The sequence below is a fragment of the Serratia sp. BNK-12 genome (assembly GCF_047456085.1).
GTDB classification, from domain to species: domain Bacteria; phylum Pseudomonadota; class Gammaproteobacteria; order Enterobacterales; family Enterobacteriaceae; genus Serratia; species Serratia liquefaciens.
Genome location: NZ_CP179896.1, coordinates 3,062,867 through 3,076,004 on the forward strand (window position 1 = coordinate 3,062,867; position 13,138 = coordinate 3,076,004).

At 55.1% G+C, this 13,138-nt stretch carries 15 protein-coding genes; 7 read left to right on the plus strand and 8 right to left on the minus strand.

Annotation, left to right across the window (positions count from 1 at the left end; translation table 11 throughout):
- Positions 1 to 54: 54 nt before the first annotated feature.
- From lolB to prs, 3 genes are all read left to right on the plus strand, one after another.
- Positions 55 to 678, plus strand: coding sequence for a lipoprotein insertase outer membrane protein LolB (lolB, locus tag ACMGG1_RS14155; RefSeq protein ID WP_130015573.1), 624 nt, complete (start codon positions 55 to 57; stop codon positions 676 to 678).
- Positions 675 to 1,541 carry a 4-(cytidine 5'-diphospho)-2-C-methyl-D-erythritol kinase gene (gene ispE / locus ACMGG1_RS14160; RefSeq protein WP_414160770.1) on the plus strand — a complete coding sequence of 289 codons (867 nt, stop codon included), beginning with the start codon at positions 675 to 677 and terminating at the stop codon, positions 1,539 to 1,541. Before lolB ends, ispE begins: the two co-directional genes overlap by 4 nt.
- Before the next feature lie 172 nt (positions 1,542 to 1,713).
- Positions 1,714 to 2,661, plus strand: a complete 948-nt coding sequence (gene prs, locus ACMGG1_RS14165; protein WP_041414469.1) for a ribose-phosphate diphosphokinase — start codon at positions 1,714 to 1,716, stop codon at positions 2,659 to 2,661.
- Between the two features lie 184 nt (positions 2,662 to 2,845).
- On the opposite strand, the gene ychH is transcribed toward prs, so the two are convergent.
- On the minus strand, positions 2,846 to 3,124 hold the full coding sequence (gene ychH / locus ACMGG1_RS14170) for a stress-induced protein YchH (protein WP_041414467.1): 279 nt from the start codon (positions 3,122 to 3,124) through the stop codon (positions 2,846 to 2,848).
- A gap of 313 nt (positions 3,125 to 3,437) precedes the next feature.
- Between ychH and pth the strand changes: the two genes are divergently transcribed.
- The gene (gene pth / locus ACMGG1_RS14175; RefSeq protein ID WP_020826441.1) at positions 3,438 to 4,028 is read left to right on the plus strand and encodes an aminoacyl-tRNA hydrolase; all 591 of its coding nucleotides are present in this window, start codon (positions 3,438 to 3,440) and stop codon (positions 4,026 to 4,028) included.
- 39 nt (positions 4,029 to 4,067) lie between these two features.
- On the opposite strand, the gene ACMGG1_RS14180 is transcribed toward pth, so the two are convergent.
- Complete coding sequence (locus ACMGG1_RS14180; protein WP_410529349.1) at positions 4,068 to 5,597, minus strand: SulP family inorganic anion transporter; 1,530 nt, start codon at positions 5,595 to 5,597, stop codon at positions 4,068 to 4,070.
- A 331-nt stretch (positions 5,598 to 5,928) separates the two neighbouring features.
- Between ACMGG1_RS14180 and ychF the strand changes: the two genes are divergently transcribed.
- The 3 genes from ychF to ACMGG1_RS14195 all read left to right on the plus strand — a co-directional run bounded on the left by ychF (position 5,929) and on the right by ACMGG1_RS14195 (position 8,243).
- Positions 5,929 to 7,020, plus strand: a complete 1,092-nt coding sequence (ychF, locus tag ACMGG1_RS14185; RefSeq protein ID WP_020826439.1) for a redox-regulated ATPase YchF — start codon at positions 5,929 to 5,931, stop codon at positions 7,018 to 7,020.
- Between the two features lie 123 nt (positions 7,021 to 7,143).
- Positions 7,144 to 7,683 (plus strand): dihydrofolate reductase family protein, encoded by a 540-nt coding sequence (locus ACMGG1_RS14190; RefSeq protein ID WP_201895368.1) that lies wholly within the window; start codon positions 7,144 to 7,146, stop codon positions 7,681 to 7,683.
- The gene (locus tag ACMGG1_RS14195) at positions 7,680 to 8,243 is read left to right on the plus strand and encodes a TetR/AcrR family transcriptional regulator (protein ID WP_410529343.1); all 564 of its coding nucleotides are present in this window, start codon (positions 7,680 to 7,682) and stop codon (positions 8,241 to 8,243) included. The genes ACMGG1_RS14190 and ACMGG1_RS14195 overlap by 4 nt, the downstream gene beginning before the upstream one ends.
- Here the strand turns inward: ACMGG1_RS14195 and ACMGG1_RS14200 are convergent.
- From ACMGG1_RS14200 to ACMGG1_RS14225, 6 genes are all read right to left on the minus strand, one after another.
- Positions 8,229 to 8,822, minus strand: coding sequence for an ATP-dependent Clp protease proteolytic subunit (locus ACMGG1_RS14200; RefSeq protein ID WP_046373834.1), 594 nt, complete (start codon positions 8,820 to 8,822; stop codon positions 8,229 to 8,231). The two genes, ACMGG1_RS14195 and ACMGG1_RS14200, sit on opposite strands and share 15 nt — an antisense overlap.
- 41 nt (positions 8,823 to 8,863) lie before the next feature.
- Positions 8,864 to 9,202 (minus strand): SRPBCC family protein, encoded by a 339-nt coding sequence (locus ACMGG1_RS14205; RefSeq protein ID WP_130015565.1) that lies wholly within the window; start codon positions 9,200 to 9,202, stop codon positions 8,864 to 8,866.
- Complete coding sequence (locus ACMGG1_RS14210) at positions 9,199 to 9,513, minus strand: ArsR/SmtB family transcription factor (protein ID WP_046373836.1); 315 nt, start codon at positions 9,511 to 9,513, stop codon at positions 9,199 to 9,201. Before ACMGG1_RS14210 ends, ACMGG1_RS14205 begins: the two co-directional genes overlap by 4 nt.
- Before the next feature lie 81 nt (positions 9,514 to 9,594).
- Entirely contained in the window at positions 9,595 to 10,866 is a 1,272-nt protein-coding gene (locus ACMGG1_RS14215; protein ID WP_128864276.1) for a NupC/NupG family nucleoside CNT transporter, read from the minus strand.
- Between the two features lie 172 nt (positions 10,867 to 11,038).
- Positions 11,039 to 11,977, minus strand: coding sequence for a pseudouridine-5'-phosphate glycosidase (locus ACMGG1_RS14220; RefSeq protein WP_046373838.1), 939 nt, complete (start codon positions 11,975 to 11,977; stop codon positions 11,039 to 11,041).
- Positions 11,974 to 13,092, minus strand: coding sequence for a PfkB family carbohydrate kinase (locus ACMGG1_RS14225; protein ID WP_020826413.1), 1,119 nt, complete (start codon positions 13,090 to 13,092; stop codon positions 11,974 to 11,976). The genes ACMGG1_RS14220 and ACMGG1_RS14225 overlap by 4 nt, the downstream gene beginning before the upstream one ends.
- Positions 13,093 to 13,138: the final 46 nt, after the last annotated feature.

The window sequence follows — 13,138 nt, forward strand, 5'->3', positions numbered from 1 at the left end:
AATACCAAGGTCTCGCTGTGCGTGCCCGTAAGGACAAAAGGACAAGAGAAAGTTATGCCAATCCGCAAAGTTAGTTTGCTACGCCTGATCCCGCTGGCCAGCCTGGTGCTGGCTGCCTGTACCACCACCAAACCCAGCGGCCCGGCCACCAGCCCGACATCACCGCAATGGCGCGCCCATGAGCAAGCGGTGCAACAGCTTGAGCAGTATCAGACCCGGGGCTCTTTCGCCTACCTGTCCGATCAGAAAAAAGTCTACGCGCGCTTCTTCTGGCAGCAGTATTCGTCTGATCGTTACCGCCTGCTGTTGACCAACCCACTTGGCAGCACCGAGCTTGATCTCAACGTGCAGAAAAATGTGGTGCAATTGACCGACAATCAGGGCAAGCGCTATGTCAGCGACAATGCCGAAGAGATGATCCGCAAACTGACCGGTATGGCAATCCCGCTGGATAACCTGCGCCAATGGATGCTCGGCCTGCCGGGTGAAGCCAACGACTTCAAGCTGGATGACCAGTATCGCCTGAACTCGCTGACCTACCAGCAAGGCAAACAGACCTGGACCGTCGACTACCAGGACTACAACAACAGCCTGCAACCGCAGTTGCCAAGCCGACTTGAGCTGAAACAGGGTGACCAGCGCATCAAACTGAAAATGGATAATTGGACGCTCAAATGATCCGTCAGTGGCCATCGCCAGCAAAACTTAATTTGTTTTTATACATTACCGGCCAACGTGAAGACGGCTATCACCTGTTGCAGACGCTGTTTCAGTTTCTGGATTACGGCGACACGCTGACCATTGATGTGCGACAGGATGACCGTATTCACCTGCTGACCCCGGTGGCGGGCGTGCCGGATGAAGAAAACCTGATTGTCCGCGCCGCACGTCTGCTGCAACAGTATTGCGATCGCCATGAGCTGGATACCGCGCCACGGGGTGCCGACATCAGCATCGAAAAGCGGCTGCCGATGGGCGGCGGGCTTGGCGGTGGCTCCTCCAACGCCGCTACGGTGCTGGTTGCGCTGAATGAACTGTGGCGCTGCGGTTTGAGCGACGACCAGCTTGCAGAACTGGGGCTGGCGCTCGGTGCCGACGTCCCTGTCTTCGTGCGTGGCCATGCAGCGTTCGCCGAAGGCATCGGTGAGCGTTTGCAGCCGGCCAACCCGCAGGAAAAATGGTATCTGGTGGCGCATCCGGGGGTCAGCATCCCTACCCCGGCAATTTTTGGCGATGCGGAATTAAAAAGAGACACCCCGGTTCGTCCGTTAAGTGTGCTGTTACAGGCAACTTACGCAAATGATTGCGAACCTATAGCAAGAAAACGTTTTCGCGAGGTTGAACAGCTTGTTTCTTGGCTGTTAGAATACGCGCCGTCACGCCTGACTGGCACAGGTGCTTGTGTGTTTGCTGAATTCGACACAGAAACCGCCGCCCGTCAGGTGTTAAATCAAGCCCCGGAGTGGATACGTGGTTTTGTAGCGCGTGGCGTTAACGTCTCTCCACTACATCGCATCCGTTCCGGGCAGATGAAACCGTAGTTCTCGTTTCGCTGCGCAGGGTCATTCACACCTGGCCCTGTAATCCCTGCGCCGCTTCGGTTTCACGTTGTTTTTTTACACACCCGTATGATATTGCGCCGGCGTCGCTAACTGCCCTTAGCGAAGGCCGAATGACAATATCTTCTCTGGACGCATGCCTGAGGTTCTTCTCGTGCCTGATATGAAGCTTTTTGCTGGTAACGCCACCCCGGAACTAGCACAACGTATTGCCAACCGTTTGTACACCAGCCTTGGTGACGCCGCAGTAGGTCGTTTTAGCGACGGCGAAGTGAGCGTGCAAATCAACGAAAATGTACGCGGCGGTGATATTTTCATCATCCAGTCCACCTGTGCCCCTACCAACGACAACCTGATGGAACTGGTCGTTATGGTAGATGCCCTGCGTCGCGCCTCCGCAGGTCGTATTACTGCTGTTATCCCTTACTTCGGTTATGCCCGCCAGGATCGCCGCGTGCGTTCTGCTCGTGTGCCAATCACGGCCAAAGTTGTAGCCGATTTCCTCTCCAGTGTAGGGGTTGACCGCGTTTTGACGGTGGATCTGCACGCTGAACAGATCCAAGGCTTCTTCGATGTTCCTGTAGATAACGTGTTCGGTAGCCCGATCCTGCTGGAAGACATGCTGCAACAGAATCTGGAGAACCCAATCGTGGTTTCCCCAGACATCGGCGGCGTAGTGCGCGCCCGCGCAATCGCCAAACTGCTGAACGACACCGATATGGCTATCATCGATAAACGCCGCCCGCGCGCGAACGTTTCTCAGGTGATGCACATCATTGGTGACGTAGCAGGCCGTGACTGTGTACTGGTTGACGATATGATCGATACCGGCGGTACCTTATGTAAAGCGGCTGAAGCGTTGAAAGAACGCGGTGCCAAGCGCGTATTTGCCTACGCGACGCACCCGATCTTCTCCGGTAACGCCGTGGAAAACATCCGCAACTCGGTAATTGATGAAGTGATTGTCTGCGACACCATTCCGCTGTCTCCAGAAATCAAGGCCCTGAAAAACGTACGCACTCTGACGCTGTCTGGCATGCTGGCTGAAGCCATCCGCCGTATCAGCAACGAAGAGTCAATTTCTGCGATGTTCGAGCATTAATCAGTTCTCTTTTCGGTGCGGCGCCCTGCCGTACCGAAGGGATTGATGGCCCGAAAGCAGAAAAAGAAAAACCCGTTGGTGCATAGCAGCAACGGGTTTTCTACGGGTAGTCAAACATGACCTTAAGCCTTAATGCGCGGCAGATTTCCTTTGCCGTAACGCCTGTTCCCTTCTCTCTTTCTAATCAATGTGACGAACGATGATGATCGTTGCGGCAACGTTTATCAAAGTGTTTTACCCACCAGTAACGATCCGCTACCTGCTCACGACCGCCAATACGCGCACCTACCAGCCACAACAACGCACCCACGAAGATACTCATGATTGCGCCATGGGCGAAAAACTGCGGCAGGTTGAATTGCGAAACTTCAGCAACAATGGAGTATCCGACACCGCCGATCATCACGACCAGGCCCAGCCCCATAAAAAAGTTGCCCATTCTGTCCGCGTTTCTACGTTTCATATGCCACCTCCATAGTGCCATGTGCCAACCGGGATAACTCTCTAACTGGTTAACCCACTTTGATAAGTTAAGTATAGACCCTGGTTGGACAAGGTGATTGCGGAGAGGATCACAAATGGTAAAGAAAACATGACAAAACTTTACCGGAATGAGTCTATTAGCGATCAAATTGAATGATTCCGCTAATGAATTATTCTCTTTTCTGACTATAGTTTCGTCAATGCGCGACCGGGCATATCAGGATTTTGTCATTCGTGGCGTCGACAGGTAGACTATTGCCCTTTCCATTATATCGATCATAGCGAATCTCCCAGTGAGCAGTATTAAATTGATAGTCGGCCTGGCGAATCCGGGCGCTGAATACGCGCAGACGCGGCACAACGCCGGCGCCTGGTACGTCGATTTACTGGCCCAGCGCCATAACCAGCAGCTCAAAGAAGAGAGCAAGTTCTTCGGCTACACCGCCCGGCTGAACCTGGCCGGCAACGACGTGCGGCTGTTGGTGCCTACCACCTTTATGAATCTCAGCGGCAAAGCGGTATTGGCAATGGCCAATTTCTACCGCATCGAGCCGGACGAAATCCTGGTGGCGCATGACGAGCTGGATATTCCCCCCGGCGTTGCCAAGATCAAACTGGGCGGCGGCAACGGTGGCCACAACGGGCTGAAGGATATTCAGAACAAATTTGGCAATAACCCGAATTTCTATCGCTTGCGCATCGGCATCGGCCACCCGGGCGATAAAAACAAAGTGGTAGGTTTCGTGCTCGGCAAGCCGCCGGCCAGCGAACAAAAAATGATTGATGAAGCGATCGATGAAGCCGCACGCTGTACGGAAGTGCTGCTGACTGACGGGTTGGAAAAAACCGTTCGTCGCCTGCACAGCTTCAAGGCACAGGCCTGATCATCGTTGCAGCGGGCATCGCGCCCGCTGCAATCTGCCTTAGGTGCGCAGTTTAAAGGTTTCTTCGCCGACGTTAGCATTATCGGTTTGGTAACCCTCTTCCGCCACGTAATATTGCGGATCGTCCAGTTCATGGCTGCAAAACGGGCCGGCCTGTTTCAACAGGCGTACACAGTCACCGCTCAGATGACGTAGCCGAATGGTTTTCCCCGCCGACAGATAGCGTGCCGTCAGCTTATCAATCGCCTCCACGCCGCTGGAATCCATCACCCGGGTACCGGCAAAATCCAGCACCACATTTTGCGGATCGTTTTTCGGTTCGAACAGTTCGGCAAAGGCCGTGGTGGAGCCGAAGAACAGCGGCCCGTCCAGCTGATACACCGCCACCTCGCCTTCCACCCGATGCTGACGCACGCGAATACGTGCCTGCTGCCAGGCAAATACCAGCGCCGAGATGATCACCCCGCTGATCACCGCCATCGCCAGATCGGTAAAGATAGTAATCAGGGTCACCAGCAGCATCACCAGCGCATCCGCCTTCGGCATCCGGCGCAGACGGCGCAGCGAGCTCCACTCAAAGGTGTTGTAACACACCACCAGCATTACCCCGGCCAGCGCCGCCACCGGCAACAGGCCGATATAGCCCGACAGGCTGACCACAAACAGAATCAGCAGTATCGCGCCAACCACGCCGGAGATGCGCCCACGCCCGCCTGAAGTGAAGTTGATGATCGACTGGCCAATCATTGCGCAACCGGCGAAACAACCAAACAGGCCACAAACCGCGTTGCCTGCCCCCTGGGCGATGCTCTCGCGGTTGCCGTTGCCTTTCTTGCCGCCCATTTCATCCAGCACCGTCATGGTAAGCAGCGATTCGATCAGCCCCACCAGCGCGATTACCACTGCGTACGGCAACACCACTTTCAGCATCTCGAGGGTAAAAGGCGCCATCGGCAGGCTGAAGTGCGGTAATGCACCGGAAATGTCCGCCAAATCGCCGACCCGCAGCGTTTGCAGGTTAAACCCGATTGCCAGAGCAGAAACCACGATAAGCGCCGCCAGTGACGCGGGGATGACGCGCGTCAACCGTGGGAAGAACACCACCACCAGGATCGCCAGAGCCACCAGCCCATACATCAGCAGCCCCTGCCCGGCAATCATATGCAGTTGCGCCAGCATAATGACAATCGCCAGCCCGTTCACGAAGCCGTGAACCGCGGGCAGCGGCACCAGCCGGATAAACTTACCCAGGCGGAAAATGCCGATCAGGATTTGGATAACCCCGGCAAAAATCGTCGCCCACAGTACGTACCCCATGCCGTACTGCGCCGCCAGGCTCATCAGCACCACCACGATTGAACCGGCTGCACCCGAGACCATGCCCGGCTTGCCGCCAAACAGCGCGGTGACCAGCCCGATAATAAAGGCGGTGTGCAACCCGACGATCGGAGAAAGCCCGGCGACCAGCGAAAAGCCGACCGCTTCCGGGATCATTGAAACCGCCACCACAAAGCCCGCCAGCACCTCGTTCTTGACGGCCGACAGCCTGAAATTGTTCAGGTTAAACATGGATTATTCACTTCTGACAGATAAAACACATTCCCGCAGCACGGGAACCAAGGCCGCAGGGCGCGGCAAACCTCAGGAGGGAAAGAGCTTAGGGTGGACTGGGCAAGAAGGACATCCGGCACGTTTCCTGTAGGTTAATCAGAAGTGTCAGTATGTGTAAATGTGATCCAAATCTCAATCAAAAACCGGCACTGCCTCGGCATTTACCCATCACACACAGCCAGATCGAGAAAAACGGCCATTACGTGTATAATGGCGCCATTATTTCGTCCTTTATGCAGTGGGTTAAACCTAACCGGCTGATAGTTAAGATATTTAAGGTGATAACAACATGGGATTCAAATGCGGTATCGTCGGCCTGCCTAACGTAGGCAAATCCACCCTGTTCAACGCGTTGACCAAAGCGGGTATCGAAGCAGCCAACTTCCCGTTCTGCACCATTGAACCTAACACCGGTGTGGTGCCGATGCCCGATCCGCGTCTGGACCAGCTGGCCGAGATCGTCAAGCCACAGCGTATCCTGCCGACCACCATGGAATTCGTCGACATCGCCGGCCTGGTTAAGGGCGCGTCCAAAGGTGAAGGCCTGGGTAACCAATTCCTGACCAACATCCGCGAAACCGAAGCGATTGGCCACGTGGTTCGCTGCTTCGAAAACGACAACATCATCCACGTTAACAACAAAGTTGACCCGGCTGACGACATCGACGTCATCAACACCGAACTGGCCTTGTCGGATCTCGACACCTGCGAACGCGCGATCCACCGCGTGCAGAAGAAAGCCAAAGGCGGCGACAAAGACGCGAAAGCGGAACTGGCAGCCCTGGAAAAATGCCTGCCACAGCTGGAAAACGCCGGCATGCTGCGTGCGCTGGATCTGTCCGAAGAAGACAAGGCGGCCATCCGCTACCTGAGCTTCCTGACGCTGAAACCAACCATGTACATCGCCAACGTCAACGAAGACGGTTTCGAAAACAACCCGTACCTGGACAAAGTGCGTGAAATCGCTGCGGGCGAAGGCTCGGTTGTGGTTGCCGTGTGCGCCGCAGTAGAATCCGACATCGCCGAGCTGGAAGACGAAGACCGCGAAGAATTCATGGCGGAACTGGGCCTGGAAGAGCCGGGTCTGAACCGCGTGATCCGCGCCGGTTACGAGTTGCTGAACCTGCAGACCTACTTCACCGCCGGTGTGAAAGAAGTCCGCGCCTGGACCATCCCGGTCGGCGCTACCGCCCCGCAGGCAGCCGGCAAGATCCACACCGACTTCGAAAAAGGCTTTATCCGCGCCCAGACCATCGCTTTTGAAGACTTCATCACCTACAAGGGTGAGCAAGGTGCCAAAGAAGCCGGCAAGATGCGTTCAGAAGGTAAAGACTACATCGTTAAAGACGGCGACGTGATGAACTTCTTGTTTAACGTCTAACTCCCGCCTCTGCAGCAAATTCCAAAATCCACGCCCCGGCGTGGATTTTTTGTTTTAACCGGTGACGTTGATTTTGGGCCATACCGACGCAATAATATACAGCGTATAAATATGGAGCATTCAATGGTCACTACACACGTTTTCATCGCCACCAGCCTGGATGGTTTTATCGCTCGGCAAGATGGCGACATCGACTGGTTATTGCAACGCGACGCCTCGGCCGAAGATCATGGCTTCGATACCTTTATCGCTGACAAAGACATGATCCTGATGGGGAGAGGGACTTATGAAAAGGTACTCACCTTCGATATCTGGCCTTATGACCTCCCGGTACTCGTACTGTCCAAACAACTGGCCAATGAGCCGGTCCCTCCTGCCCTGACAGGTAAAGTTCGGTTCGCCAACCTCACGCCAAAGTATGCGCTTGAGCAGTTGGCCGCGCAGAATGTGCACCGTGTCTATGTGGATGGCGGGCAATTAATACAGTCCTTTCTGCGCGAGGGGTTGGTTAGCGACATGGTGATCACCAAGGTTCCCGTACTGCTTGGTTCGGGCAGGCCTCTGTTCGGCTCGCTGCAACAGGACATTGATTTAAAATTACTGTCGAGCCGGAGCTTCCCTTCGGGCCTGGTGCAATCTCACTATCAGGTATTGCCCCAATGACTCGTCCACGCGGGCGTCCAACCAACGGAAAAGGAGTAACGCGGGATCACATTCTGGATTCCGCTCTTGGCCTGCTGGATGAAAGTGGCGGACAAGGGCTGACGATGCGCACCCTCGCCACTCGGCTGGGCGTCACGCCGATGAGCCTGTATCACCATATTGGTGATCTGGCCGGACTGTTGCGCGCTTTATCCGATCGCGTCTATGCCGAAGCCATGGAGGGATTGAACGGATTGGCTGATCCGCGGACAGAAATTCGAACATTGCTCACGCGCTATCATCGCGCAGTCGGCTATCACCCCCAGCTCACGCTGGCAATCTTTGCCACGCCTGAGGCCTTTGCCGGGGTCACCCGGCAGATTACCGATCGCCTTACGGCCTTACTGGCTGAGATGACGACAGAGCCCCTACAGTGGCGCGATATTTTGGTTGATCATGCCCATGGCAGCGGTTTGGCCCTTGTCGCGGTGCGGGGAGACTCTCTACGGGCGCAGAGCCTGCAAGAACAGTATCTACAGGCCCTTGATCGTCTGCTGAGCAGCGTATCATCGCGCCCGTAGCACCTTATCCACCAGCCCCCACTCTACCGCTTGGTCGGCGCTCATAAAGCGGTCGCGATCGAGTGCGCGCTCAACCTCTTCGTAGCTACGACCGCAGTGTTCGGCGTACAGGCGGATCACGGTGTGCTTGGTGCGTTTCATCTCTTCGGCGTGGATAAGGATATCTGACGCTTGCCCCTGAAAACCGCCCAGTGGCTGGTGCACGTGCAGGCTGGCATTGGGCAGCGCCATCCGGTGGCCTGCCTCACCCGCCATCAGCAGGAATGACCCCATCGAGCGAGCTGTGCCCATACACAGCGTATGCACCGGTGCGTTGATGTACTGCATAGTGTCGTAGATGGCAAAGCCACTGGTGATCACCCCGCCCGGTGAATTGATATATAAATTTATGGGTTTCTCCGGGTTCTCCGCTTCGAGAAACAGCAGTTGAGCACAGAGCATTTCTGCCACCTGATCGTTGACCTCGCCGTTCAGGAAAACGATGCGGTCGCGCAGCAGCCGCGAATAAATATCGAACGAACGTTCTCCCTGGCTGGTCTGTTCTACCACCGTCGGGACGAGCAGCATCGATTCACGCATCGGTGAACTCCTGTTTTCAGATTGGAATAATGAGTTGAGCGTCAGGCAGCGCGCATCAGCTGCAATCCACCGTCGTTCGCTGCCGTCAACCTATCGTCGTCGAGTCGGTGAATGACGCGTAACAGGCTTCCGCCGTCGGCGGCGGGCAGAATTTGCAAGGTCACGGTACTTTCGAGGTACGGCGGTCGATCATCACGCATCCGGTAGCTGATTGCTTCGCCCGGCGTTATCACTACCGGTTCGGTATCGGCCAGTTCGGCATTCGGTAACCATTGTTCGCGCAATGCCGGGATCCCGATAGCCCGCCAGACTTTCTCTGGCGGCGCATCGAGTTGATACTCCAGCACCAGCGGCGGTTGCGTGGCGTCGGTTGGGGTCATTGATCCATGTCCTTTAGCAAAACGTTCAGCCTGTCGATGCGTGCCGGCCAGAAGGCACGGTATTTGTCCAGCCATTGCGCGATGACCGCCAACCCTTGCGGGTCAACCTGATAATTGACGAAACGGCCCTGGCGCGCCTCGCACACCAGCCCCGCCTGCCGCAACACGGCCAGGTGTTGAGACATCGCAGATTGGCTGATCGTCATGCCTTCACGCAGTGCGCTGGCATTCATGCCGCCAGCGGCCAGTTTTTCGAAGATGCTGCGCCGGGTGGGATCCGCCAGCGCTTTGAAGAGGTCATTTTCATTCATGACTACACATTAGTAGTCACTTATCTAATGCGCAAGTTTAGCGCGGAAAATAATCACGCTCACGCCAAAGAAAGGGCGTGATCATAATGCCACGCTCAAAGCACCGAGACCGATAAACAGCCCGGCGATGGTGGCGCTCATCAGATTAGACAAGGTAGCGGCCAGCAGCGCGCGCAAGCCCAGACTGGCAATATCCGAAGCGCGTTCCGGTGCTACCGCGCTGAACGCCCCCACCACCACGGCTATCGAGCCGAAGTTGGCGAACCCGCACAGTGCGAAAGAGATGACGGCGATGGTTTTAGGATCGAGCACCGCGACGCTGTCTTTGAGATAGGCTGAAAAATTCACGTATGCGACAAATTCGTTTATCGCCAGCTTCTGGCCAATCAGCCCACCTACTACCCCAGCGTTATCCCAGCTAACCCCCATGATATAAGCCAAAGGCGAGAACACATAACCGAACAACCTTTCTAGGCTAAGCTGTTGCCAGCCAAACAGGCTGCCGACGCCGCCAATCAGGCCATTAATCAGCGCAATTAATGCCACAAAGGCCATTACCACGGTAGCGACGCCCACGGCAATTTTCAGCCCGAGCATCGCACCGCTGGCCGCGGCTTCGATAATGCTCGCAGGGCGTTTTTCACTGAACGCCATCTGGCTGAACTCGACCTGCGACGCCTCGGTTGCCGGGCTCAGCATACGTGCGAACAGAATACCGCCGGGGATCGCCATCAACGATGCCGCCAGCAGATATTCAATCGGTACGCCAAGGCCGGCATACCCCACCAACATCGAGCCGGCGATCGACGCCATTCCGCTGCAAATGACGGTAAACAGCTCATTGCGGCTCATCTTGTTAATAAAAGGCTTAAGCACCGCGGGCAGCTCGTTTTGCCCTAAAAAGATGGTGGTCACCGCGGCAAAAGCCTCAACCTTGCTGATGCTCAGCATCTTTTGGAATACGTAGCCCAACAGATTAATCACCCACCCCATCACGCCGAGGTAATAGAGAATCGAAATCAGTGCGGTAATAAAAATAATGGCCGGCAGAACATGAAAAGCGAAAACAAAACCTGCGCCGTCAAACAAGACATTCATTTTAGGGCCGACCAGTCCGCCAAAAATAAATGAGCTACCGGCATCGCTGTACGAAATGACTTTATTGACGCCACCGGCAATGGCATTAACCACCCATTTACCGGCGGGCACATATAACATAATTGCGCCCAACAGCACTTGCAGTATTAATGCGCTGAAAACTGTTCTCAGGCTGATTCGTTTACGGTTGTTGGAAAAAATAAAAGCAATAAGGAGAAGAATACAGATACCTGACAGGCTGCGTAGTAAGTCCATAAATCCGTCCCTTAATACCCGTCGTATTTCAGCCGTAGCGAAAAAGTCATTGGGTATGTAAATGTACCTGTCCTGAAAGGTGAAAAGGGCAAAGCACTCCCCTCCACCTTTCAGGCTGGCGTTTTTATTTAATGTTGTTTATAGGGTAAAACTTAAGGAATAACGCGTCGTCTTAGGCGGCGGCCTCCTGATAACAACAGGCAATTTGCGCGGCCAGCTTGGCGTTGTTGAACACCAATTGAATATTGGCGGTCAGGCTGTCGCCCCCGGTCAATTCAGCCACTCTGGCCAGCAAAAATGGCGTGCTGTCCTTGCCCTGAACGCCTTGTTCAACCGATTCCCGCACGGCACGCTCAATGGCGGCATTAATTTTTTCCTCCGGCACCGCATACTGCGCCGGGATCGGGTTGGCAATCACCATGCCGCCCTCCAGACCGGTCTGCCACTTGGTGGCCATGGCGCGTGCGATCTCCGCCGGGGCATCCAACTGAATGCTGACCCTGAAGGGGCTGGTACGGCAAAAGAATGCCGGCAGCGTTTGGGTCTGGTAGCCGATCAGTGGTACGCCGTGGGTTTCGAGGTATTCGGTGGTCAGCCCCAAATCCAAAATAGACTTGGCACCGGCGCAGATCACCGCGACATTGGTGCGTGCCAGCTCCTGCAGATCCGCCGAAATATCAAACGTGTGTTCTGCGCCGCGGTGCACACCGCCGATGCCACCGGTGGCAAAGACGTGAATGCCCGCCATCTCGGCAATAATCATGGTTGAGGCCACGGTGGTCGCCCCGTGTTTACCGGCGGCGACGATGAACGGCAGATCGCGACGGCTCACTTTCGCCACCTTATGGCCCTCTTTACCCAGCAGCTCTATTTCCTCACGGCTCAATCCCGCCTTCATGCGGCCGTTGATGATGGCGATGGTCGCGGGCACCGCGCCGTGATCGCGGATTTTTTGTTCCACTTCCAGCGCCGTCTGCGCGTTCTGTGGGTACGGCATGCCGTGAGAAATGATGGTGGATTCCAGAGCCACAACCGGGCGTTTGTGGGCCAAAGCCTCGGCAACCTCCGGCGAAATGTCCAGATAGTCATGGGAAATCATGTTATTTTTCATGCTTGTAGCTCCAACAGTTTTTGTACGCTGCCATTCGACAGGTTCGGGTTATTGGTAAATTCGGATGCCAGCGTCAATGCCGAGCAACCCTGCGCAAAACGAATGCTGTCCGCCAGCGTCATATCTTCCAGCCAGCAATGGGCCAGGCCCGCCATCATGGCGTCGCCGGCCCCGGTCACATTGACGATGTCGACGACCAGTGGCTGCGACCAGCCGTTTTGCCCATCAATTTCGCTGTAATAAACCCCGGCTGGCCCCATGCTGAGCGCCAGGCGTTGTACCCCTTGTTGATGGAACCAGCGGGCCACCGCTGGCGCATCCTGCGGCCCGTGGATCGCCATGCCGCTGAGGATCTCGGCTTCGAGGCGATTGGGCTTGAGAGTATGGATATGCGAGAGCCAACGGCGGATTTTGGGCGCTTTAAATGCCGATACGGTGTCAACAAACACCGGCACGCTGCCGGAGTGCCCGAATAGCCAGGCCAGTGCGTCCTCGGTCAGGTTGCAGTCAACCACCAGCACGCCCGCATGCAGGATCAACTCTTTAGACGTGGCCAATAACGCCGGTGTGAGTTTCTCGAGAATGCGCATGTCGTTAATCGCCACCAGCATTTCGCCGTTGTTATCGAGTAAGGAGACATAGGTCGAAGTATTTTCACCGTGCAATTTATGGAAGCTGTCGACATGTACCCCCGCCAGCTTTGCCTGTTCGAATAAGGTTTCGCCATAGAAGTCGTCACCGACGACGGAAATAAGGTGACACTCCCGGCCTAACAAGGCGACATTCTGCGCAATATTTCTGCCGACCCCACCTGGCGTGCATTTTATTTTTCCCGGGTTGGAATCTTCATACACTAATTTAGAGGAAGCATAACCGCAGACATCCATATTGGTAGAACCTACGGTTACCACATAGCTGTGCTCCGACAATATATAACCCTTACCCTTTATATATCCTTTATTCATTAAATTCATAATGTGCCCGGCGACACCAGAGCGGCTAATACCTAAAACATCGGCAATTTCCTGCTGTGGGATCAAAGGATCACGTCTCAGAAGATGCAATATCTGTTTTTCTCTGCTGGTCATATTGGACACTTGTTTGTTTTTAAACATACGTTTGTTTTATATCGGGCATGAAAAACAGTAAAGTGGGATTAAA